Annotated in this window: 24 protein-coding genes; 15 read left to right on the forward strand and 9 right to left on the reverse strand. The window is 48.2% G+C overall.

Translation table 11 applies throughout. The features are described from left to right. The first annotated feature begins 50 nt into the window (after window positions 1-50). Complete coding sequence (locus AC3WTF_RS16085; protein WP_007407570.1) at window positions 51-473, forward strand: VanZ family protein; 423 nt, start codon at window positions 51-53, stop codon at window positions 471-473. 16 nt (window positions 474-489) lie between these two features. On the opposite strand, the gene AC3WTF_RS16090 is transcribed toward AC3WTF_RS16085, so the two are convergent. Further along, a complete protein-coding gene (locus AC3WTF_RS16090; protein WP_007407569.1) occupies window positions 490-1,065 on the reverse strand; it encodes an undecaprenyl-diphosphatase in 576 nt (191 codons plus the stop codon). Window positions 1,066-1,229: 164 nt separating this feature from the next. Here AC3WTF_RS16090 and ftsW point away from each other — a divergent pair, with 164 nt between their 5' ends. Further along, a complete protein-coding gene (ftsW, locus tag AC3WTF_RS16095) occupies window positions 1,230-2,384 on the forward strand; it encodes a putative lipid II flippase FtsW (RefSeq protein WP_007407568.1) in 1,155 nt (384 codons plus the stop codon). A gap of 53 nt (window positions 2,385-2,437) precedes the next feature. Here the strand turns inward: ftsW and AC3WTF_RS16100 are convergent, their stop codons facing one another. Together AC3WTF_RS16100 and AC3WTF_RS16105 are read right to left on the reverse strand one after the other, a co-directional pair. Continuing rightward, window positions 2,438-2,788: a P-II family nitrogen regulator gene (locus tag AC3WTF_RS16100; RefSeq protein WP_003151222.1), complete on the reverse strand. Its 351-nt coding sequence runs from the start codon at window positions 2,786-2,788 to the stop codon at window positions 2,438-2,440. Between the two features lie 17 nt (window positions 2,789-2,805). Then, window positions 2,806-4,017 carry an ammonium transporter gene (locus tag AC3WTF_RS16105; protein WP_003151223.1) on the reverse strand — a complete coding sequence of 404 codons (1,212 nt, stop codon included), beginning with the start codon at window positions 4,015-4,017 and terminating at the stop codon, window positions 2,806-2,808. Between the two features lie 252 nt (window positions 4,018-4,269). Between AC3WTF_RS16105 and AC3WTF_RS16110 the strand changes: the two genes are divergently transcribed. From AC3WTF_RS16110 to AC3WTF_RS16120, 3 genes are all read left to right on the forward strand, one after another. Then, a complete protein-coding gene (locus tag AC3WTF_RS16110) occupies window positions 4,270-4,836 on the forward strand; it encodes an isochorismatase family protein (RefSeq protein WP_020956462.1) in 567 nt (188 codons plus the stop codon). After that, window positions 4,833-6,197 carry an MFS transporter gene (locus tag AC3WTF_RS16115; RefSeq protein WP_020956461.1) on the forward strand — a complete coding sequence of 455 codons (1,365 nt, stop codon included), beginning with the start codon at window positions 4,833-4,835 and terminating at the stop codon, window positions 6,195-6,197. The genes AC3WTF_RS16110 and AC3WTF_RS16115 overlap by 4 nt, the downstream gene beginning before the upstream one ends. Window positions 6,198-6,360: 163 nt before the next feature. Continuing rightward, entirely contained in the window at window positions 6,361-7,815 is a 1,455-nt protein-coding gene (locus AC3WTF_RS16120; protein ID WP_020956460.1) for an NCS1 family nucleobase:cation symporter-1, read from the forward strand. 34 nt (window positions 7,816-7,849) lie between these two features. Here AC3WTF_RS16120 and AC3WTF_RS16125 read toward each other — a convergent pair whose 3' ends face one another. Both AC3WTF_RS16125 and AC3WTF_RS16130 read right to left on the reverse strand, forming a co-directional pair. Further along, complete coding sequence (locus AC3WTF_RS16125) at window positions 7,850-9,046, reverse strand: MFS transporter (protein WP_012118641.1); 1,197 nt, start codon at window positions 9,044-9,046, stop codon at window positions 7,850-7,852. A 24-nt stretch (window positions 9,047-9,070) separates the two neighbouring features. Further along, window positions 9,071-9,484, reverse strand: coding sequence for a MarR family winged helix-turn-helix transcriptional regulator (locus AC3WTF_RS16130; RefSeq protein WP_007407562.1), 414 nt, complete (start codon window positions 9,482-9,484; stop codon window positions 9,071-9,073). Window positions 9,485-9,815: 331 nt separating this feature from the next. On the opposite strand from AC3WTF_RS16130, the gene spoIIID reads away from it, so the two are divergent. From spoIIID to AC3WTF_RS16150, 4 genes are all read left to right on the forward strand, one after another. Continuing rightward, the gene (gene spoIIID / locus AC3WTF_RS16135) at window positions 9,816-10,097 is read left to right on the forward strand and encodes a sporulation transcriptional regulator SpoIIID (protein WP_003151236.1); all 282 of its coding nucleotides are present in this window, start codon (window positions 9,816-9,818) and stop codon (window positions 10,095-10,097) included. Window positions 10,098-10,277: 180 nt separating this feature from the next. Continuing rightward, window positions 10,278-11,279 (forward strand): cell shape-determining protein Mbl, encoded by a 1,002-nt coding sequence (gene mbl, locus AC3WTF_RS16140; protein ID WP_003151237.1) that lies wholly within the window; start codon window positions 10,278-10,280, stop codon window positions 11,277-11,279. A gap of 159 nt (window positions 11,280-11,438) precedes the next feature. Beyond that, window positions 11,439-12,236 carry a flagellar hook-basal body complex protein FlhO gene (gene flhO / locus AC3WTF_RS16145; RefSeq protein WP_007614310.1) on the forward strand — a complete coding sequence of 266 codons (798 nt, stop codon included), beginning with the start codon at window positions 11,439-11,441 and terminating at the stop codon, window positions 12,234-12,236. Between the two features lie 24 nt (window positions 12,237-12,260). Continuing rightward, complete coding sequence (locus tag AC3WTF_RS16150; RefSeq protein WP_335536558.1) at window positions 12,261-13,082, forward strand: flagellar hook-basal body protein; 822 nt, start codon at window positions 12,261-12,263, stop codon at window positions 13,080-13,082. A gap of 17 nt (window positions 13,083-13,099) precedes the next feature. On the opposite strand, the gene AC3WTF_RS16155 is transcribed toward AC3WTF_RS16150, so the two are convergent. Next, complete coding sequence (locus AC3WTF_RS16155) at window positions 13,100-14,164, reverse strand: tetratricopeptide repeat protein (RefSeq protein ID WP_007407559.1); 1,065 nt, start codon at window positions 14,162-14,164, stop codon at window positions 13,100-13,102. A gap of 195 nt (window positions 14,165-14,359) precedes the next feature. Between AC3WTF_RS16155 and fabZ the strand changes: the two genes are divergently transcribed. Both fabZ and mscL read left to right on the forward strand, forming a co-directional pair. Further along, window positions 14,360-14,785: a 3-hydroxyacyl-ACP dehydratase FabZ gene (fabZ, locus tag AC3WTF_RS16160; RefSeq protein ID WP_003151242.1), complete on the forward strand. Its 426-nt coding sequence runs from the start codon at window positions 14,360-14,362 to the stop codon at window positions 14,783-14,785. Between the two features lie 56 nt (window positions 14,786-14,841). Continuing rightward, window positions 14,842-15,237, forward strand: coding sequence for a large conductance mechanosensitive channel protein MscL (gene mscL, locus AC3WTF_RS16165; protein ID WP_003151243.1), 396 nt, complete (start codon window positions 14,842-14,844; stop codon window positions 15,235-15,237). Window positions 15,238-15,282: 45 nt separating this feature from the next. On the opposite strand, the gene AC3WTF_RS16170 is transcribed toward mscL, so the two are convergent. Further along, the gene (locus AC3WTF_RS16170) at window positions 15,283-15,693 is read right to left on the reverse strand and encodes a YwpF-like family protein (RefSeq protein WP_012118638.1); all 411 of its coding nucleotides are present in this window, start codon (window positions 15,691-15,693) and stop codon (window positions 15,283-15,285) included. 172 nt (window positions 15,694-15,865) lie between these two features. On the opposite strand from AC3WTF_RS16170, the gene AC3WTF_RS16175 reads away from it, so the two are divergent. From AC3WTF_RS16175 to AC3WTF_RS16190, 4 genes are all read left to right on the forward strand, one after another. Beyond that, window positions 15,866-16,219 carry a hypothetical protein gene (locus tag AC3WTF_RS16175; protein WP_003151247.1) on the forward strand — a complete coding sequence of 118 codons (354 nt, stop codon included), beginning with the start codon at window positions 15,866-15,868 and terminating at the stop codon, window positions 16,217-16,219. Window positions 16,220-16,316: 97 nt separating this feature from the next. Next, entirely contained in the window at window positions 16,317-16,658 is a 342-nt protein-coding gene (locus AC3WTF_RS16180) for a single-stranded DNA-binding protein (RefSeq protein WP_003151249.1), read from the forward strand. A 207-nt stretch (window positions 16,659-16,865) separates the two neighbouring features. After that, complete coding sequence (gene glcR / locus AC3WTF_RS16185; protein ID WP_020956457.1) at window positions 16,866-17,648, forward strand: transcriptional regulator GlcR; 783 nt, start codon at window positions 16,866-16,868, stop codon at window positions 17,646-17,648. Continuing rightward, a complete protein-coding gene (locus AC3WTF_RS16190) occupies window positions 17,645-18,502 on the forward strand; it encodes a Cof-type HAD-IIB family hydrolase (RefSeq protein ID WP_039063770.1) in 858 nt (285 codons plus the stop codon). Before glcR ends, AC3WTF_RS16190 begins: the two co-directional genes overlap by 4 nt. A 112-nt stretch (window positions 18,503-18,614) precedes the next feature. Here the strand turns inward: AC3WTF_RS16190 and AC3WTF_RS16195 are convergent, their stop codons facing one another. Together AC3WTF_RS16195 and AC3WTF_RS16200 are read right to left on the reverse strand one after the other, a co-directional pair. Next, the gene (locus tag AC3WTF_RS16195) at window positions 18,615-21,389 is read right to left on the reverse strand and encodes a DEAD/DEAH box helicase (protein ID WP_007407554.1); all 2,775 of its coding nucleotides are present in this window, start codon (window positions 21,387-21,389) and stop codon (window positions 18,615-18,617) included. After that, window positions 21,376-22,986, reverse strand: a complete 1,611-nt coding sequence (locus AC3WTF_RS16200; RefSeq protein WP_020956456.1) for an SWIM zinc finger family protein — start codon at window positions 22,984-22,986, stop codon at window positions 21,376-21,378. Before AC3WTF_RS16200 ends, AC3WTF_RS16195 begins: the two co-directional genes overlap by 14 nt. Window positions 22,987-23,113 lie beyond the last annotated feature (127 nt).

Genomic DNA, 23,113 nt, shown 5'->3' on the forward strand with positions numbered 1-23,113 from the left:
CATATTGCCGCATGTGCCTTTATACTAGTAGAAAACGAAGGAGATGCTGAATGAATAAATGTCTGGCGGCCGGGTGGCTCGTCTTTGTTTTCGTTTCTGCTTTGACGGAAAGCTTTCACGATATGATTGTGTCGCAGACGGTGTCCTTCCGTTTCACGCCGCATCCGGATGTGTCCGGTTTCTTTGTGTTCGATATGGCGGAGCTCGCCATACCGGAAGCGGCGATTCAAAAGCTCGGGCACGCGTTTTCATTTTTTGTGCTCGCCTATTTGTTTTTCAGGGAGCGCAGGCGCATGAAGAGGGCGGTGCTGTATGCATTGGCCGCCGCTTTCCTGACAGAAATCGTCCAGCTCTTTTTCGGCAGAAACGGATGCCTCCGCGATGTGCTGATTGACAGTCTCGGCATTGCCGCATTCTGTGCTTTACAAAGGAAAAAGCATACAGCCAAACATACAAAAACCGGCAGTCTGTGACAGACGCCGGCTTTTTTTATATATTATGGTTTGTCGATTTGCTTTTATGAACGATACTTTCATAGATTCGCACGATCAGATCGACAATCGGACGAAGCACATTTGAAAATCTGAACAGCAGGAATCCGACAATGAGGGAAACGATAATGCTTCCGAGCACATCGATCGGATAATGGTGGCCGACCCAAATTCTTGAGAAGCCGGTCAAAAGGCCGAAAATCACAAGCGGCCAGCCGAGTTTTTTGTTGCGGAACAGAATCGCAATTGAAATCGCCAAAGCGCCTGTCGTATGGTCACTCGGAAATGAAGCATCCGCGGCATGAGGGATCAGCGTATGAACCGTATGTTCGACAAAGGGGCGCGGCTCGACATAGACTTTCGTGATGAGGTAGTTGACGATAAGCGCTGCAACACCCGTGAAGCCCGCGTACAGGGCGTTTTGTCTGCCTTTTGTGCTTCCGAACAGCCACATGGCAAGCAGGAAAAGGGCGTAGGCGTAAATGGCGTATTCCGTAATAAATACCATGATAGAGTCGAGAATGGCACTATGGTGCGACAAACCATTGATCGCTTTAAATAGTTCGTAATTCACAAATATCACCTTTTATCTTTATTTTATATGAACAGTGTAATGCTTTTTTCTATGAGACACAATTGGTATTAAAAATAATCATAAAAAAGTAAACAGAATGAAACGTGACTGTATTACTGTGCGTCAAGTATGCGGGAAAAGAATAGCCGAAGGAGTTTTGTCCGTTGCTGAAACGTTTGAAAAACGCCGATCTGCCGCTTGTGTTTGTCATTATGCTGCTTTGCGGATTCGGCTTGTTAATGGTGTACAGCGCCAGTGATGTGATGGGGTCTCAGCGGTACGGAGATCCATCCTATTTCTTCCATAAGCAGAGTGCCTCTTTACTGATCGGATTATGCTTATTTCTATTTGCCGCCTGTCTGCCGTATAAGCGGTATGCGCGGCTTGTACCGCTGTTTGTGGTCGGTTCGCTGGTATTGCTGCTGCTCGTCTTGATACCGGGAATCGGGCTGGAGCGGAATTTTTCCCGCAGGTGGCTGGGAGCGGGCCCGCTTGTCGTACAGCCGTCTGAATTGGCGAAGATCGCCATGATTTTGTATTTCGCTTCGATTTATACGAAAAAGCAGCCGTACATTCATCAATTTGTGAAAGGGGTTCTGCCGCCTTTAGTGATTTTGGGAACTGCTTTTCTGCTGACATTGGCGGAGCCTGATTTAGGGACGGCTTCCTTAATCCTGGCGGCGTGCGGGTCGATTTTATTATGTGCCGGCTTGAAAAAGCGCCATCTGTTCGTGCTCGGCGCGACGGCGGTGTCGGGGGTTGTTTATCTCGCATTTTCCGCTTCCTATCGTGTGAAGCGCCTCGTTTCCTTTACCAATCCGTTTGGTGACGCGAATGGGGACGGCTATCAGCTGATTCAATCCTATTTTGCTATTTCCGGAGGCGGGTTTTTCGGAAGAGGGCTTGGAAACAGTGTTGAAAAAATGAACTATCTGCCTGAGGCGCATACCGATTTCATTATGGCCGTGATCAGCGAAGAGCTGGGGATATTCGGTGTTCTGATCGTTTTGGGATTATATTTTGCGTTAATGCTTCTCGGCGTAAAAACGGCCGTGCGGGCTGATGACCCGTTCGGGAAGCTTCTTGCCATCGGAATTACGTTTCAATTAATGTTTCAGGTTGTATTGAATTTGGGAGCGATGAGCGGACTTCTCCCGGTTACGGGTGTGCCGCTTCCGTTTATCAGCTACGGCGGTTCTTCATTGATTATGACGCTGTTTTTGTGCGGCATACTGGTCAATATCAGTACATATGCGAAAAAACAACCCGTACGGCATAAGCGGCCTGTCCCGCATGAAAAAAAGGTTTCTTCTTTTTAATGAAGCCCGAAAAAAACGCCCGGGACATTTCTGTCTCCGGGCGTTCTGCCTGTTTATAAAGCTCCTGGTCCTTCTTCTCCGGTGCGGATATTAATCGTGTTTCCGATTTCATAGACGAATATTTTGCCGTCTCCGGGCTCTCCCGTTTTCAGCACTTTCTTCGCCGTTTCCACGACTTGATCAACGGGGACCTTGCTGACAACGATTTCCACTTTCAGCCGTTCATACACATTGCTCTCAATTTTGACTCCGCGGTACAGTTCGGTGTGGGCTTTTTGAAGGCCGCAGCCGTGTACGTTGGAGAAGGTCAGCGATGTGACTCCGATTTTACCGAGTTCCTGTTTCAATGTTTCAAACTTAGCCGGACGCGTAACGATTTCTACCTTGAACATTTGACCGCTCATCTAAGCCACTCCTCACTTTATAAGTCCTGATATGCTTTTTCCCCGTGCATCGTTAAATCAAGCCCAAGTGACTCTTCTTCTTCACTGGCGCGCAGGGGAATGAACAGACCTACAATTTTAATGATAACGAAAGTGACAATAAATACAAATACATAGGTTGCCGCAATGGCCGCAATCTGCTTCCAGAGCAGTCCCGGATCGCCGTAAAACAGCCCGTTTGCCCCGCCGTCATTGACGGAAGTGGTTGCGAATAAACCGGTCGCGATGCCGCCCCATGTCCCGCCGATCCCATGCAGGCCGAAAGCGTCAAGCGCATCATCATAACCGAAAGTCTTTTTGAGCCAATAAACGCCCCAAAAGCAGACAAGCCCGCCGATGAAACCGATTACGATGGAAGAGAATGGCGTAACGAACCCGGCAGCCGGCGTAATGGCGACAAGCCCGGCGATTGCGCCTGATACAGCACCCAGCATGGTCGGTTTTTTATTCAGCATCCATTCGATTAAAATCCAGCCGATAATTCCGGCTGCAGCCGCGGTGTTTGTGTTAATGAAGGCAAACATCGCGATACTGTCAAGCGTGAGGGCGCTGCCGACATTGAAGCCGAACCATCCGAACCAGATGAGCGCTCCGCCCAAGAACGTGTAAATTAAGTTGTGAGGGGAAGCCGCCGTGCCGTCCTTGCGTTTCCCGAGCACAATCGCCAGCACGAGCCCGGCGACCCCGGAAGAAATGTGGACGACGTTTCCGCCTGCGAAGTCAAGAGCGCCCATTTGGCCGATCCAGCCGCCGCCCCATACCCAGTGCGCAACGGGCGTATATACGAGGGAAGCCCACAAAAAGGAAAATACAAGAAAAGCACTGAATCTCATGCGTTCAGCAAATGCTCCGGAAATAATGGCCGTCGTCAGTACGGCAAACGTCATTTGGAACATCATGAACAAGGAATGCGGGATCGTATCACTATAACTTCCGGGTTCAAAGCCGACCCCCTTCAGCCCCGCCCATTCAATCCCGCCAAGCCATGTATTCCCGGGGGCAAAAGCAAGTGAATATCCGTACAAAACCCAAACGACGGATACGATGGCGAGAGAAGAAAAACTATGCATCGCCGTGCTGAGCACGTTTTTGCTTTTTACCATTCCCCCGTAAAACAAAGCCAGCCCGGGGGTCATCAGCCACACGAGTAAAGCGCAAAAGAACATAAATACTGTATCGCCCATCTGCATGTTGTATTCCTCCGTCTCATTCAGAATGTAATTGTGATTAATTCATTATTATAGAGAAAAAAGAACGATAAAACATTTTCATGTAAGGTTATCTGACATGGTTTTTTGCGTTCATAATGCTGCTTTTTCAAATGGGTGCCGTGCGACTTTATATCCATAAAAAGAGCGCCGGAGCACGGCGGAAGAAATCCTGTCCGGGAAAGAGTAAAATAAACGGGGTGAGAAACACTAACTGCATCAGGAGGAATCATTATGACAACATCATTAAATCTGCAATTTGAAAAAACGGCTTTGGTCCTTATTGATTTACAAAAAGGCATTGTGCCGATGGATAAAAGCGGTACCGTTGTGCCGAACGCGAAAAAATTAATTGAGGTGTTCCGGGAAAAAGGCGGATTTATCAGCTTTGTGAACGTGGATTTTCATGACGGAGCGGATGCGCTGAAGCCGCTGACGGATGAAGAGGCGGCGGGCCATTCGGCTCCGCCGGCGGACTGGGCTGAATTTGTGCCTGACATCGGAGTGAAAGAAAATGATTATACGGTAACAAAACGGCAGTGGGGCGCGTTTTTCGGCACGGACCTGGACCTTCAGCTCAGAAGACGGGGGATCGACACGATTGTGTTATGCGGGATTGCGACAAACATCGGTGTGGAGAGCACGGCGCGAGAAGCTTTTCAGCTCGGGTATCAGCAAGTTTTCGTAACTGACGCGATGGCGACATTCAGCGATGAACAGCACGAAGCGACACTCAAGTTTATCTTCCCGAAAATCGGCAGAAGCCGGACGACGGAAGAATTTATCGCACAGACAAAATGACAATCTCCAAAAAAAGCCGCGTCCTGTTCTTGACAGCCGTGGCTTCGGGGACGATGCTGAACCCATTGAACTCGTCGATGATTTCTCTTGCGCTTCACAGTATTCAGCATGAATTTCACCTGTCGTTTACAACGGTGTCCTGGCTGATATCGTCCTTTTATCTGGCCAGCGCGGTGGCGCAGCCTGTTACCGGGAAGCTCGGTGATATGCTCGGCAGGAAGAAGCTGTTTTTGATCGGGCTTCTGCTTGTTGCCGTCTCAGCGGTCGGCGCGCCGTTTGCGCCGACTTTTATGACTTTGCTGGTCATGCGGCTTTTTCAATCGATCGGAAGCAGCGCGATATATCCGTCCGGCGTCGGATTGATCCGTTCAAATATACGGGAGAAGCAGGCTTCGGCGCTGGCCGTCCTGTCAATCTTTGCATCAGCCATGACGGCGCTCGGTCCGACTCTCGGCGGTTTTCTGATCGTTTGGGGAGGGTGGCCGGCAATCTTTTTCGTCAATCTGCCGTTTATCATTCTCAGCTTTTTTCTCGGAATGTATATGTTTCCGAAAGATGAAAAACGCGAGATCGGCGGCTTGAAAGGTGTGCTCCGCCAGCTTGATACGATCGGGATACTCCTGTTTGCCGGGGCGATTATCCTTCTCCTGTCGTTTTTATTGTCCTTCAGTACGAAGCCTCACTATACAGAAGGCGTATTTGGGCTTTTGTTTGTCGGGCTGTTTATCTGGCGCGAGCTGAAAACAGAGAAACCGTTTATTGATGTCAGGCTGTTTAAAACGCATCGGAAACTATCGTCGGTGTATATTCAATTTATTTTGCTGAATATATTCTTTTACTGCATCTTTTTCGGGCTTCCGAGCTATTTTCAGGATGAAATGCATTTGTCCGTTCAGACAAGCGGGTTGATTATGCTGTTTATGTCGGGCATGAGTATTCTGGTGTCGCCTCTGACCGGAAAATGGATAGATAAGAAAGGGCTTCTTCAGCCGATTGTTGCCGGAACCTGCCTGACCGCGATCGGAGCGGTGCTGTTAACGTTTTTCTTTCTTCAGGCGCCCATGATAGGAAAAGGGCTGATCCTGTCCGTGCTGGGTGTCGGCTACGGCTTCGGAAATGTCACGTTTCAGGCGGCCATGCTGACAACGAGCCCCGCCGACATGGTCGGAACAACGTCCGGCCTGTTTCAGACCTGCCGGTATCTCGGTTCGATTTTGTCTTCTGTCATTTTGGGCATTCTTTTCGGAAAAGAAATTACCGCCGGCCATTTTCATATGCTTGGGACGATTCTTATCGTTGTCGGCGCTGTAAGCCTTTTGATGGCGTTCCGGTTTTCGGTTCTCCTCAAAAAAGCCTCTTAACAGGCGCAACAAAAAGAGACGGGCTCTCCCCGTCTCTTTTTTTGTGTAATGTGCTCAAAAATCAAAACGATTATTGTCGACAGCGACCAATGTTATTTACGGAATTTTCAGTTATATTTTTTCACATGTGATGTAAGGAAAACGCACATGCGGGAGGGAGAAAATGAAAAAAACAACGAGTGATCGGCTAAGCAACAAAGATTTACTGCCTTTAGAAGACGGCGAACGGACATGGAAAGCGGTGAATTTTGCATCCATCTGGATGGGTTGTATTCATAATATCCCGACCTACGCGACTGTGGGCGGGCTCATTGCGATCGGTCTTTCTCCGTGGCAGGTGCTCGCCATTATCGTGACGGCGTCACTCATTTTGTTCGCCGCTTTGGCCTTGAACGGCCATGCCGGAACGAAATACGGACTGCCTTTTCCGGTCATTATCAGGGCTTCTTACGGAATATACGGCGCTAACATTCCGGCGCTTCTCAGGGCGTTTACAGCCATCATGTGGCTCGGAATTCAAACATTTGCCGGGAGCACGGCTTTACACATTCTGCTTTTGAACATATGGCTGGGCTGGGGGAGTCTCGGCGGAGATTGGAATATACTCGGGCTTCATCTGCCGGGTTTTCTGTCGTTCATTTTCTTTTGGGGCATTCATCTGCTTGTACTGCGGCACGGCATGGAATCAATCAAAAAATTTGAAGTGTGGGCGGGCCCGCTTGTTTATCTCGTCTTCGGCGGCATGGTCTGGTGGGCGATAGATATTGCCGGCGGGCTCGGACCGATTTACTCACAGCCGGGAAAGTTCCACACCTTTTCTGAAACGTTTTGGCCGTTTGCAGCAGGGGTGACGGGCATTATCGGAATATGGGCGACGCTGATCCTGAATATCCCTGACTTCACCCGGTTCGCCGCGTCGCAAAAAGAACAGATTCGCGGCCAGTTTTACGGGCTGCCGGGAACGTTTGCGCTGTTCGCGTTTGCAAGCATCACGGTGACATCCGGATCACAAGTAGCATTCGGAGAACCGATTTGGGATGTGGTGGAGATTTTGGCCCGGTTTGATAATCCTTTTGTTATCGCTCTTTCGGTCATCACACTTTGCATCGCCGCCGTCTCGGTTAACGTGGCGGCAAACATCGTGTCACCGGCCTATGACTTGGCGAATGTCCTGCCGAAGTATATTACATTCAGGAGGGGTGGGTATTTGACCGCCGTTTTGGCTCTGTTCACAATACCGTGGAAGCTGATGGAGAGCGCCACGAATGTTTATGCGTTTCTCGGGCTCATCGGCGGGATGCTCGGACCGGTGGCCGGGGTGATGATGGCTGATTATTTTATCATCAGAAAAAGGCGGCTCTCAGTTGAAGACCTTTATTCGGAAACCGGACAGTACACTTATTACAAAGGCTATAATTACCGGGCCTTTGCCGCGACCTTTCTCGGCGCGTTTATTTCTTTAATCGGGATGTACGTCCCGGCGTTCGCCGGCATCTATGATATCTCCTGGTTTGCGGGTGTCATTTTGTCATGTCTCGGTTATACGGCGCTTATGTATATTCATCCTCCTTATGTAAAAGCGGCAAGACGAATCGCGCGGGAAAGAGCGGCCGAATAAAAAAAGCCGGGGCTGCCCCCGGCTTTTTGTCATATCAGTCTGCGATTGAAACGTTTCCGTCCGCTTCAAGCGGCGTTCTTTTTTTCTGGCTCCAGCCATACAGGAGTAAAGCAATCAGGACGAACAGCCCCGCTGCCAGATAAATCGAATGGAATCCGGCCGAAGCGACAAAGAGGCCGAATACATAGGATCCGCCGGCAATCCCGCTGTCAAAGAAAGTGAAGAAGGTAGCCGTCGCAAAGCCTGAACGGTGTCCGGGCGAGTTCTGAATCGCCAGTGTCTGCATACAAGGTACGATAGAGCCGTATCCGAGACCGATTACGGCACCGGACAAGAGAAGCATGAGGGCGCTGTTTGTCATCGCCAGCATGCAAAGCCCCGCGGAGAACACGATAATCGACGGATAGATGACGATTCCCGGCCCCACTCTGTCAAACAGCTTTCCTGTGAAAGGACGGGCGGCCATCATCGTCACTGCGAAACAGACGAAGAAATAGCCGCTGACATCCAACAGGTGGATCGTCTTTGCATAAACGGATAAATATGAAGTCACACTTGAATAACAGAAAGAAATGGACAACCCGACAATCGCGATTTTAAGCGCGCCTTTTTCAAACATGTCGGAGAAAGAAAAACGGAAGACAGTCGTTCCGCTGTTGTTTTGATCCGGCACACGAATCATAAAAGCAATCAGCAAGCCTAAAGAAACAAATACGGCAAAAATCGTAAAGAAAACCGGGAACGAAATGACTTTCACAAGACTCAGTCCGAGAAAAGGACCGATCGCCATGGCAAGGTTCATAGACATCGCAAAATAACCGAGCCCCTCGCCGCGCCGCTTGGCAGGAATAATGTCAGCGGCAATTGCGCCCGTGACCGTCGTTAAAATGCTGAACCAGATGCCTTGGAAAAAACGCAGTCCGAGCAGCAGATAGAAATTGTGTAGCGGCAAATACAGATAAGAAGACAGGGCGAACAGCGCCAAGGATACAATCGTCATTCTTTTCTTGCCGAACCGTTCAATAATCGCCCCTGAAAAAGGACGGGTGATAATAGCAGATAACAGGAACAGGCTGATCAAAAGCCCTCCTTGCGATTCACTGCCGCCAAGCTCCTGAATCATATAGATAGGCAGCACGGCCAAAAATGTATAAAAGAACACAAAGACAAATAAATTCACGAGTACGACCATAATAAAATCTTTGGTCCAGATCGAGTCAGATTTACTCAAAAGTACAGCACTTCCCTTTCTTTTCTATTTCGTTAAAAACACATTCAGAAACTCAGAAAAAGCTTCCTTATCTCCATCTTGGAAATCCGCAAGCATGTCTTCCTCGAACTTCAGCATCTCTTGATTGATGCTGTCGTATTTCAATTCAGCTTCCTTCGTCAGGACGACGAGCTTTTCCCGCTTGTCTTCTCCCTGTTCCCGCTGAATCCAGCCGTTTTCTTCAAGGCGTTTGATTGTTCTGGTAACGGTCGGCGCCTCTACGTTCAGATAGGACCAGATTTCTTTTTGGGTCATCGGTCCGATCGTTTTTAAGCAATATAGGATTGACCATTGAGAGGAGTACAGGCCGAATGGTTCCAGCCGTTCATTGGCTTTCTTCGTAATCAGGCGGGCGCATTGATTGATTTGGTGAATGAGGCGTCTGTTGACGTGGATCATTTCCGTTCTCCTTTTCAAAAAACTTACCTAAGTAACTAATTGTGCTGTTTCATTCTACAGCAGGATCGCGCGGATGTAAACCCCCCGATCAAAAAGCAGAAAATTATGACCCGCCCCTTGTCCTTATTGAGTTTTTAGCATATTCCCAATTCATTGCTAATACACTGTTACAAACCTATCAAAGAGAGTGTTTGAGGTGAGGGATCGTGGGCATATTTCTAAAACCTTCTTATATAATCGGACAACGAAGAAGCTGCATCATCAGTGAATCTGTTACAGAATACGGATCTCATTTCACACTTCTCACATCCAACTGGGGAGGTCGAGTGGTGTGCACGATTACATCAAAGAGCGAACAATCAAGATTGGTAAGTATATCGTGGAGACGAAAAAAACCGTTCGTGTCATTGCGAAAGAGTTTGGTGTTTCCAAAAGTACCGTACACAAAGATCTGACAGAGCGCCTGCCTGAAATCAATCCTGACTTGGCGAATGAAGTAAAAGAAATACTCGATTATCATAAATCCATCAGACATTTAAGAGGGGGAGAGGCGACGAAATTAAAGTACAAGAAGGATGAAATTCTTGAAGGGGAGCCCGTTCAGCAGCCGTAGCGCCTGACGTCTGCCGGGCCCTTTTTTCTCCTCCCGGGCGGTTTCGCGAATATCCGCAAAATTTTGTCAAGAACTTATATCGTTCAGCAGCTTTTTTTTGATAAATTATGATAATATATATAATTAGGGCACAATGTGGATATTTTACTGTGAAACAGATATCAAGGAGGATATAAATAGATGTTTGCAAGGGATATTGGAATTGACCTCGGTACTGCAAATGTACTGATCCATGTAAAAGGAAAAGGAATTGTTCTGAATGAGCCTTCCGTTGTGGCACTTGATAAAAACAGCGGCAAAGTGCTGGCTGTCGGTGAAGAAGCCAGACGAATGGTTGGACGTACACCTGGGAATATTGTTGCGATCCGTCCGCTGAAAGACGGCGTAATCGCAGACTTCGAAGTAACAGAAGCCATGCTGAAACATTTCATTAATAAGCTGAATGTAAAAGGACTTTTCTCAAAACCGCGCATGCTGATCTGCTGCCCGACGAATATTACATCCGTTGAGCAAAAAGCGATTAAAGAAGCAGCTGAAAAAAGCGGCGGAAAGCATGTGTACCTTGAAGAAGAACCAAAAGTTGCCGCTATCGGCGCGGGTATGGAAATCTTCCAGCCGAGCGGTAACATGGTTGTTGACATCGGAGGCGGTACGACAGATATCGCAGTTATTTCTATGGGCGATATTGTCACCTCCTCTTCTATTAAGATGGCTGGGGACAAGTTTGACATGGAAATCTTAAATTATATCAAACGCGAGTATAAGCTGCTGATCGGTGAACGTACCGCTGAAGATATTAAGGTGAAGGTCGCAACGGTTTTCCCAGACGCACGTCATGAAGAAATCACCATCCGCGGCCGTGACATGGTTTCCGGTCTGCCGAGAACGATTACAGTAAACAGCAAAGAAGTAGAAGAAGCCCTTCGTGAATCAGTTGCCGTCATTGTGCAGGCCGCCAAGCAGGTTCTTGAAAGAACACCGCCTGAATTGTCCGCTGACATCATCGACCGCGGCGTTATCATTACCGGCGGGGGAGCGCTGTTAAACGGGCTTGACCAGCTTCTTGCCGAAGAGCTGAGGGTGCCTGTTCTTGTCGCTGAGAACCCGATGGATTGTGTTGCGGTCGGAACCGGCGTCATGCTTGATAACATGGACAAGCTTCCAAAACGCAAACTGAGCTGATGATAAAACCTCATTCTGAAAAAGAATGGGGTTTTTTTCTGTCAAACCCTTCACGAACGGGAATGTAAATCCGATAATAAGAAAAAATGCTGATTTTCATTATAGAACAAATGTTCCGGTGAGGCAACTGGAAATAATGCTATTTCAGAGGTGGAAGACTTGTTAAAAGGATTATATACCGCAACGTCCGCAATGATTACACAGCAGAGAAGAACGGAAATGCTGTCAAATAACATCGCAAACGCGAATACGTCAGGGTACAAAGAGGATCAAGGTTCAATCCGCGCCTTTCCCGAGATGCTTCTGAGCCGAATAGAAGGCGACAAAAAAACGAAAATCGGCTCCGTCAACACAGGCGTATACATGCAGGAGCTGAAACCGTTGTTTACGCAGGGAAGCCTGAAAACGACCGATCAGCCGACGGATATCGCGCTTATGGAGAATCAGGTTCCCAAGAATGCCGAAACGAATGAAAACGCCGAGCTGTTTTATCCCGTGCAGACCGCAGGCGGCGTCCGCTATTCAAAAAGCAGCACTTTCTCATTAAATGAAAACAATCAGCTTACGATAAACGGAAACCTTGTGTTATCAACAAACGGACAGCCGATTACAGTCGACAATGAAAAATTCACCGTATCAGAAAACGGAACGGTCACGACAAACGGCCGGCCGGCGGGGCAGATTGATATCAGAATGGAAGAAGACGTGCGCAATCTGAAACGGGACGGCAATGACCTATACAGCACGGCCGACGGCTCTGAACTGCCGAGCGCGGCGGCGAATCCCCAAGTCTCGTATTCATTAAAGCAAGGCGTCTCGGAGCTTTCGAACGTGGACGTGACGAGCACGTATACAGAAATGACGGAAGCATACAGATCATTTGAAGCCAATCAGAAAGTCATTCAGGCTTACGATAAAAGCATGGATAAAGCCGCAAATGAAATCGGCAAAGTGTAACAAAATGGGGGACATTCAATTATGATGCTCAGATCAATGCTGACGGCTTCAACAGCCTTACATCAGCTTCAGCAGCAGATGGATACAGTCAGCAGCAACCTTTCAAACAGTGATACGACAGGCTATAAAGCGAGGGACTCCCGCTTTTCCGAGCTGATCAGACAGCAGTATGACCATATAGATGACAAAAAGGAAAATTCGCCGAACATGCGGAAAACGCCGCCCGGCCTGCGTCTCGGCGCCGGAACGGTCATGACTCCGCAGCTGGACTCAGGGCAGGGAAGCATCAAAAAAACCGACCGTGACCTTGATATCGCGTTCACAACACCTTATCAATATCTTCAGGCAGAAGCGGACGGACGGCGGGTGTATACAAGGGACGGCTCACTTTCCCTCAAGCCGGCCGGCGGAAATGACCGGCTGCTTCAGCTGATGACAGCGGGAGGCAATCCCATTCTCGATGAGAACGGTCAGCCCATACAAATTGACAGTTCGCTGACTCAGCTGAAAATCAGCAAAACCGGAACGCTGACTGCTTCAGACCAGGCGGGAACCCGTTCGCAGACGTTTAATCTCGGCATCGTCAATGTCAATAATCCGCAGGCGCTTCATGCGGAAGGGGATAATCTGTTTTCCGTAAACGGCGCGGGGGCTTCAGCGATTGAAGAGCTTACCGGCGCAAACCGGCAGGCAATCGGCATGGAGCAGGGCGCGCTTGAAGGTTCAAATGTCGATATGTCAAAAGAAATGACCGGCTTAATCGTGTCTCAGCGTTCCTATCAGCTGAACAGCCGCACGATTACATTGGGAGACCAAATGCTGGGCTTAATCAACTCAGTCAGATAAAAGAAGGGGCGTTTTGATCAGCCGCGCATAATAAAAAATGCGGCTTTCTCAAAATCGCCCTTTTTTTTGTAGTAATCAGTAATATCCTGAAGCAGCACTTCCAAATCCACCCACGCTTCAATTTTCTGCAGCTCCAGCACGAGCTTCTGCAATCGGTCGTACGGGTCCTCCTGAGCGGTGTACAGTATGTTGAGCGCGGTCAGCTTCAATTTCATAATCTTGTTCTGCACTTTTTCAGATATGTATAATCCTTTCTGCAGCACGGTTTGTCCTTCGGCGGCAGAGCCGGTTTTAAAAAGTGCTCTGACCGCTTCGTACACACAATGAAGGTAGGAAACGGGAGACTCTTTCTCGAAACGCTGATTGCCCAATACCTTTTTGTAAAAAGGGAGGGCCTCTTTATCTTTTTTCTGGGCGGTCTTTAAAAAACCAAAATTATAATAGGCGTGGCACAGCAGGTTATTGTCATTGATCCGGTCCGTTATCTTTATGGATTCATTGAAGAGCTGTTCTGCGTCGTCATAGCGTGCCTCGTCTATATAATTCACGGCGAGAAGCAGCCGGCAGCTGAGCGTTTTTTTGATGTAGCCGGCTTCATCTTGATAGATTTCCAGCGCTTTATTGACATATTGAATGGAGAGCGCAGGCGACTTCATCATGTAATATGCACCCGCTGTTTTATAATAAAATTCAGCGGCTTCGAAACGGTCCTGAATGGCCGGCAGGTACTGTTCAGCTTCTTTAAAGCGGCAGACAGCACGGTTCGGAGCGCCATTCACCATATGGAATAACCCTTTGAAAAAATAGAAATAATAAGTTAATTCATGATCCATCTCATCTTTGCGCCGCTTCAGCTCGCAGAACAGCTTATTCAGACCGTCTTTTTTCTCAAACAGCAGCTGAAACCGTGCGAAAAACAGCTGATATCTGAGTTTGAGCTTTGCATTCTTTTGTAATTTGGGGAGATGCTGATTGATTTGTTCGTGAAGGGAACGGGCTAGATCGAATTGGCGTTTTCCCATGGCGTCATACCACTCATTCAGCATCACCAGCGTACGTTTTTCAGTAAACTTAGCAATCATCTTCCAACCTCTTTGCATAGGGTAAAAGTCTTTATTTATCATAACACATTAATGGACGAGGCTCATTGCCAGCTGGTTACAGTTTACAGCGCGGTTGAAAAAGAAATTGATTCATAATATACTTCCAAATGTACAGATTGGTTGCCACATATGCCTTCTATACATACTATTGTCGATGAAGGAGATGTCAAGAGAATGCTTGATACTCAGCAAATTAAAGAAATTATTCCCCATCGCTATCCGTTTCTTCTGGTAGACAGAATTACGGAAGTCGAAGAAGGAAAACGGGCGGCGGGATATAAAAATGTGACGGCGAATGAAGATTTTTTCAACGGCCATTTTCCTGAATACCCTGTTATGCCGGGCGTATTAATCGTAGAGGCTTTGGCGCAGGTCGGAGCGGTTGCGATGCTGATTAAAGAAGAAAACCGGGGCAGACTCGCATTTTTTGCGGGGATTGATAACTGCCGTTTCAAAAAGCAGGTAAAACCGGGTGACAAGCTGGAGCTTGAGGTTGATATTACCCGCGCGCGCGGTACGATCGGACGCGGCAAAGGCGTTGCCAAAGTTGACGGCGAGCTCGTGTGTGAAGCTGAATTAACTTTTGCGCTCGGAGAATAAAAGCAAACAAATGGGCTTATAAAAAAGCCCATTTTGTATAGAAAGGGGTGAATGTGATGTGGTCAGAATTTAAAAGCTTTGCGATGCGGGGCAATATCATGGATCTGGCTATCGGTGTCGTCATCGGCGGCGCTTTCGGCAAAATCGTGACGTCGCTCGTTGAAGACATCATCATGCCGCTTGTCGGCCTGCTTCTTGGCGGTCTTGACTTTTCAGGACTGGCCGTGACATTCGGCGATGCTCATATCAAGTACGGAAGCTTCATTCAAACGATTGTGAACTTCTTTATTATTTCATTTTCTATTTTTATCGTGATCCGCACAATAGGCAAGCTGAGACGTAAAAAAGAAGCAGAAGAAGAGGCTGAAGAAGCCGAGGAAACAGATCAGCAGACAGAACTGCTGACTGAAATCAGAGATCTGCTGAAACAGCGGGCTCCTCACAATGACTAGTGCACAAAAAAAGGCTGGATGATTAACGTCCGGCCTTTTTCATGATCATAATTTTTGTTTAAACGCTTCAATCAGCCGGCTGCCCGAGTAGCCTTCTTTCACGAGCGACTCCAGAATGCTTTCTGATCCGGGGTGGTTTCTTGACACCATTTGACCGTAAATTAAAACTTGTATACTTCTTTCCAGCTCGACGATATTTTTGATGCTTCCCGTCAGCTGGGCGGGGCGGTTGCTTTTTTTCGTAATCGTTACAAACACCTTCGCTTCTTTCTGGCTTTTCATCAGCATGTCAAAAAAAGACAAGTGTTCGGCCGGGACCAGTGCTTCAATTAACCAGTGATTTTCTCCGTCCTCTTTATTGATAATCAATCCGTCTAAAAGGGGAAACTGCTCAATCGGCTGATCGTCTTTATCTAAACGTTCCACATTCAGATCAACCAGTTTAAAGGTTTTCATCTCTTATTTTCACCCCTGTTGTCCATGTTTTTCGTTCATTTATTATAACACATATCATTTTTCCCGGGAAAATGCTGTAAGACATGCTTCATCATTTTTGTAGGCGGTCAACATTTAATCATTTCTATTTTTTCATTATAATGTAAAAGAATATGGTCATGGAGAGATGCTTATGAATCAATTGCGCCTGAAGGAAATCTATATAGAAGACGGTTCAAGGCGAAAAGACGATCATTCCTACTTGGTATGCAAAAAGGAAGATTGTGAGGTGCATCTTAACAGAAGGGGAAATGTCGTCTTTTTATATGAAACAAAAGACCGCATGGAACAGTATAAAATTCAGCTTTCACTGACTGATAAAAAGCTGAGTTTTTACTGGTTCGCATGGGACGGCGGAAAGTTTGTCCGCATGTTTGAGAAAGACTGGCTCAAAACGAAACTTTTCTCGCGGCTGCTCAAAAATACATATTACATAAGCGGCCAAAAACAAAAGTTTTTTTTATCAGAAAGAAAAACGAAAACATAAGAGCAGCCTGAACGAATAACGGCTTTATCCGCTTTTTGCTTTCACGAGCCCTTGTACTACAATGAAGCCAGCCTCGAAAAAGAGAGGAGGATACGGCTTGTTTAACCACGTTATGCTTGTCGGCCGGCTGACGAAAGACCCGGAGCTCCGTTTTACATCAGCGGGCATTCCCGTCGCGCATATTACGTTGGCGGTAAACCGCAATTTTAAAAGCGCGTCGGGTGAAACCGGAACCGACTTCGTCAACTGCACCATCTGGAGAAAAAACGCTGAAAACACGGCATTGTACTGCCAAAAAGGGTCAATGGTCGGTGTAAGCGGCAGAATCCAGACAAGAAGCTATGAAAAGACAGACGGCGTAAAAGTTTATGTGACCGAGGTCATGGCTGATACCGTTCGGTTTATGGATCAAAAACGGAAAGAGCCGCTGGCTGAATAGCATGTTTTTTCCTCGATTTCCCGCCTTTCAGCGGGCCCCGCAATACCTCCTTCCCACTCGCCAGTCGAAAGACTGGTTTTTTTGTGCGGGAGCTAAAAAATGGTTAAAAAGAAGTGATTTCGCTTATGAATACTTAAAAACATTGAATATATTGGGATAAAAACTTATAATTACTTACAGATAAGTGACGAAAAAGGGAATGAGGACGTGTATCAAGAAGAAAGACTGATTGCGATAATGGAATATTTGAAACAGCATCGGCGGATCACCGCTGAACAGATATGTTCGCTGCTTCATATTTCAAGAGATACCGCAAGAAGGGACCTTGTAAAGCTGAAAGAGCGCGGGGCCATTATCAGAACACGGGGCGGCGCGATTCTGCCGTCGGTGAATCAGGAAGTTCCGGGCTATTCGGGCCGGCTGAAAACCGTTTCTGAAGAGAAAAACAAAATCGGCAAGCTGGCCGCATCCCTGATCCATAAAGGAGACCGGATCATCCTGGACACATCGACAACCGTGCAGGCCTGCGCGGAGCATTTAAATGTCACCGGCTGCACTGTTATTACAAATTCGATCAATCAGGCCGATATCCTTTCCGCAAAAGAGGGAATTGATATTCACCTGCTCGGCGGAAAGCTCCAGAAGGAACACCGGTTTTTATACGGGGCTTCCGTTGTAGAAAAACTGGGGGATTATCACGCCGATAAGGTGCTGATCGGCGTTGTCGGCATCTCGGAAAACGGCCTGACGATTCCGCATGAAGAAGACGGCATGGTAAAGCGTAAAATGATCCGACAGGCGGAACAGGTGATTGCGCTGAGCGATCACTCCAAGCTTGGCCGTACGAGTTTTTATCAGTATGCAGCTCTGCATGAAATTGACCTGCTGATTACCGATCAGCTGCCTGATCAGGATTTTTGCGATCTGCTCGACCGGCACGGCGTAGAATTGCTTGTAACTGAATCTGAAGAAGAGGATGAGGACATGTGAAACTGATTGCCATAGATCTGGACGGCACACTGCTGAACAGCAGTCATCAAGTAAGCGATGAAAATGAGCGGGCTTTAAGGGAAGCCCGGCAAGCGGGAATTGAAATCGTGGTTTCCACGGGACGCGCGCATTTTGACGTGCACTCCATATTCGAACCGCTCGGCATAAAAACATGGATTATCAGCGCAAACGGAGCCGCCATTCATGCTCCTGACGGCAGCCTGTACCACTGTGATGCGATTGAAGAAACAAGAGCCCGCGGCATTTTGTCATGGCTTGAAGAGAATCAATATTACTATGAGGTGTTTACAAACAAAGCCATCTATACACCTGAAACCGGCAGGCAGCTGCTCGATATCGAAATGGACCGGGTGAAAAGCGCCAATCCTGAAACCGATCTTTCCGTTTTGGAACAGGCGGCTTCAGTGCAATACAGCCAGTCCGGCTTTGCTTACATTCATTCATACCGTGAGCTCTTTGAGAAAGAAGAGCATCTGGATTTTTATAATATTCTCGGATTTTCGTTTGATGAGCGGAAGCTGAAAGCGGGCTGGGACCGATTCAGCGGTCAGAAAGATCTCACCCTTGTCAGCTCTGCCGATCACAACTTCGAACTGGCGTCTCGAAACGCCTCTAAAGGGCAGGCGCTCAAACGGCTGGCGCAAAAGCTCGGCATTCCGATGGCTGAAACCGCCGCGGTCGGTGACAGCTTAAATGACTATTCAATGCTTCAGGCGGCCGGAAAAGGCATAGCGATGGGGAATGCGAGAGAAGATATTAAGGAGATCGCTGATGCCGTTACATTGACAAATGATCAAAACGGCGTTGCGCATATGATCAGGAATTTACTGTGAAAGGTATGGCGATACTGTTCATGACTGGCGTGACGCATTCATGGCAAATGCGGCGTAACAGTAAGGACGACATAAAAGACCGGCTCTTCTGAGAGAGCCGGCCTTTTTGCGTTTAATGTGATTGCGCCGATGCGCTGAGGGTGAATAATTCTTCAAGCTCAGCGGATGACAGCTCGGTAATCCAATTTTCACTTTGGATAATCTGATCGTTCAGCGTTTGTTTCGTTTCGAGCATGGCATCAATTTTTTCTTCAATCGTTCCCGTCGTAATGAGTTTGTGAACGTGGACGAACCGTTCCTGGCCGATTCGGTAGGCGCGGTCGGTTGCCTGGTTTTCCACCGCCGGATTCCACCATCTGTCATAGTGAATGACATGATTGGCAGCCGTCAGGTTCAGGCCGGTTCCGCCCGCTTTCAGTGACAAAATCAGCGTCGGGTATTCTTTCTTCTGGAACCGTTCGACGAGAGAATCGCGTTCCTGCTTGGACAGGCTTCCGTTTAAAAACTGAACCGGTTCTCCGAATGTTTTTTCCAGGAGGCGCTTCATCATATTGCCCATCTGAATGTATTGGGTGAAAATGAGGCAGCTTTCCCCTTGTCCGCGGATCACCGCCATTAAATCAAGCAGCTTTTCCAGTTTGACGGATCTCCCGTTTAACAGCTCTGTCTGTTCTTCCTTCAAATAGAGCGCAGGATGGTCGCATATTTGCTTCAAGCGGCCGAGCATGCTCAGAATCAGCGCTTTCCGCTGCATCCCGGTCAGAGAAGCCATATGTTCAAATGTATCTTTGACAAGCTGTTCATAAAGGGATGCCTGTTCGGCTGAGAGCGGGATAAACTCTTTTTGTTCCAGCTTGTCAGGAAGATTAAGCGCCACTTCTTCATCCCGTTTTGTCCGGCGCAGTAAAAACGGCCGGATTAACTGCTGAAGCTGGTTGATTCTTTTTTCGTCACGGTCTTTTTCAATCGGCAGCACATAGCGTTTATGAAAGCCGGTCAGACTGCCGAGATAGCCTTTGTTCATAAAATCAAAGATCGACCAAAGCTCTGTCAGGCGGTTTTCCATCGGTGTTCCGCTCAGCGCGATATGATGGACGCCTTTCAGCTTTCTGATCGCGCGGGACTGCTTCGTATGCGCGTTTTTAATATTTTGCGCTTCATCAAGGCAGATGGTGCTCCATGTCACGGAAGAAAGCTCTTCCTGATCGGCGTGCGACAGGCCGTAAGAAGTAAGAACGACGTCCGCGTCCTGATAGGCCGGGACAAATGCTTCCCCCTTCGGCCGGCGGGGACCGTAATGAAGCACGGCCTTCAGCTGCGGCGCGAAGGTCTGGAGCTCACGCTGCCAGTTGCCGAGCACCGATGTCGGCGCAATGATTAAGGCAGGCGCTTTTTGCCGGCCGCTTTCCTTCACATGGAGAAAATAAGCGATCATCTGAATCGTCTTTCCAAGTCCCATGTCATCTGCGAGACAGGCGCCGAAGCCGTTTTCCCGTAAAAACAGAAGCCAGTTCATGCCGTACATCTGATAAGGGCGGAGCTGGCCCTGAAACGCGGCGCTGACTTCATGTTCCGGCAGATCCCGGGCTTCCGTCAGTTTGCGGATCAGGCTTCTGAGCTGCTTTGATAATTCGATCTTGATCCCGGCAAATGCCGATGAGTCAATGATGTCCGTGTCCTCGGCTCCGTTTTCCCCGTGATCCATCAGTTCGCGCGCCAGCACGTCGGACATGTGGAGGCCCTCAGATTCCGCTTTTTCCATCAGTTTTTTCATCTGTTTAATAAATTGCGGATCAATTTTCACCCATTGGCCGCGGATGTTGACGAGACGTCTGTTGTTTGCGACAAGCTCATTGAATTCATCCTCTGTCAGCTCAATACCGTTTGTGGCGAATCTCCAGTTGAAATCAAGCAGAGCGTTCATGCCGACGAAGGACTCGCCCCGCGGCGAGGATGACACTTTCGCCTTGAGCATCATATTGCTGTCCCGGACAATCTGCCACCATGATGGGAGAAGAATCTCCACACCCATATCGACAAGCGTCTCACTCGCTTCCGATAAGAAGATCCAAGCCTCTTCTTCAGATATCAGCGTCGTTCCTGAATCAAACGAAAGCCAGGGAACCGTTCTGCGGAAGCGGTCCTGTTCGCGCGCGATTTTTCCGCTGTATGCCTGCCACGCTTTTTTCAGTCCCTTCAGTCCGTCAAAAAAGGTGATGGAGCCGGTTTTTTTCTCACGTAAAAACATTTCGATTTTCCAGTCGTCACCGTCGAAATCAGGCTCGTTTAATCGGAGCCCGACGGTAAACGGCGTCAGATCGTCATGCCAGCCGATTCCCTCGAGAAAATCATCTTCATCCAAAAAGGAGCCTTTAAACGTATGAACGGCCGGTGAGCGGGTTTCGATCCGCCGCCATTTTTCCAGCAGGTCATCATTGTACTGAATGTAGTCCTGGACCGCGGCTGAGAACCAGTCTGCCGTAAAGCCTTCCAGCAAAAGCTCGCGGTCTTTGAAGCGCAGGACGCCATTTTGCCAAGCCTCATAATCTGGAAGAAAATCGCCGTCGGCAATAAATTCGTATATCGTCGAAGCCGCTTCGATTAACGGTTCCGTTTCCTTTGTCAGCTGCACGGTGCTGAATGAATTGAACGAGTTTTTTCCGAGCAGCTCGACGGTCATCCACGGGCTGAGCAGAACGGCCGGAGTGCCGATGAAGCTGACGTCTTCAAGAAACGTTCCGTAAAAGGTGGACTCATGCCATTGGAACAAATGAGTCTTCATCTGACTGAGAGTAAGCGGCTGCTCCTTCTCATCATGGCTTGACAGCGTAAATGTCCAATCTTCCATTTGTTCTACATGAATGAAAATTTCCTTAAGACTCGCCATCAATCAACTTTCCTTTCTGCAATTCTTCTTGAAGGGCGCGCAGCCTCTTGTAGCTTGCGCTCAGCCGGCTGATATACCGCTCCCATACCTGCTGTTTTTTTGCCTTTTTATAAAGCGTCCGCAGTTTTTTCAGATGGCGCGCAGCCTCTTTATAGGCGCTGCGGTTTTTTTGGTCGATAAAAAAGGCCGCCGCCCGGTGATAGGAGGGGATGAGCGCTTCCGGATCACTGGCGGCAATTTCCTTCAGGATGTCCTTTTCGATTTCCCAGACGGAAAAACCGACGAGGCTGTGAATCTCCACCCACTCCGCGTACCGTCGTTTTTCGTACAGGTACTGGCTGTATTCGGTAAAGGTATAGGGAAGGCAGCCGGAAGCAAACCGTTCAAACAGCTGATCATCCCGTGAGTGCCGCGCATAATCCGCCAATAGCGCAAACAGCTCTCCGATAATGTCGCGCATTTCTTTAAACGGCTTATCAAGCTTCGTATAGTTCACGGCAAGCGGTTCGATCCGGCCATACCAAGCTTTCAGCCGTTTCCAGTCTTTTTTCGCGGTGAGTTCACCGAGCCATTGAAAGGTATACGGCAGCGCTTCAGGAGGGAAGCGGGACATATCTTGGAAGACCGCTTCATCATCTTTTTGCAAAAAGGCCAGATGAAGCCGTCCGAACCGCACTTCCGGCGAAAAACGGCGCCCGCTTTCCTGTTCGAGAATCTCCTGTTCACGCGCAACCCATTTCGGCCGGTTCAAAAGCGCGCTCCACATTTCACCGAATACCCGGAGGCGTTCGTATTGAAAAAGCTCTTCTTTCACAAGCAGTCTGCGGAGCACCGGGGGCGTCCGGTCTAAAAAGGGATCGAGTGAAAAAGACAAAGCGTACGTTTTCAGTCTGTCAATGGAGGAATAAATCGTATCCATCAGCTGTTCCACGTATGGATTGATGCTGTAATAATCTTTTTCGGCATCCAATCTGCCTGACTCAATCAAAGTGAACATGTGAAGCCAGACGGCAAGCGCCGAATGAATCTGATATAAGCTTTTAAGCTCGGGTTTTTTCGGGGCGTGTTTTTTGAGCGCTGACAGATAGCCGTAATAAAGGCCCTGCATCGTCTGGCTTCCGGCCGGCGTCCGCGCCTCCCACAGCGAGAATTCCGAATCAAAAAAAGCGAGCCAGCTTGACAGCGACTCTTCATTCGGCAGCACTTTTTCCTGAAACTGCCGGCGGACAAGCTCCCTGCTTTCCTCAAGCTTTTCTCTTTCCAGCCAATGTTCGGTAAAGGTACCGACCCGCTCGAATTGGGCATATACGTAAAGAAAAACGGCCAGCACGTGGCGGCAGATCGCCTCAGACGGGCATGCGCAGCCGCTTTTCACCATGAAAAATAAGTTCAGCGTGACCCTTACAGGCACAACATCCTGCACATATGCGGAAATCTCTGTCGGGGTTTGAACCTGTATACGATAGACGGAATCCTGCCGATATAAAATGAGTGCTTTCTTCATCAGCTGAACATTGTCTTCATTGTAAGGAAGAAGTTCTTTAAGCTGTTCAGCCGCTGCGAGCACATCTTCTTTAGCAATCATATCCTGAAGCATGATTATCGCTCCTAACGAGTCACAAAATAAAAAGATTCCAATTCCTCTATTATATCGCAACACATGGCCCGGAAAAAGTTTTTCCTAAAAAAGGACATAAAAACCCGAATGTGTCGAATGATGTATT

This window comes from Bacillus sp. EB106-06-01-XG163, from assembly GCF_058791615.1.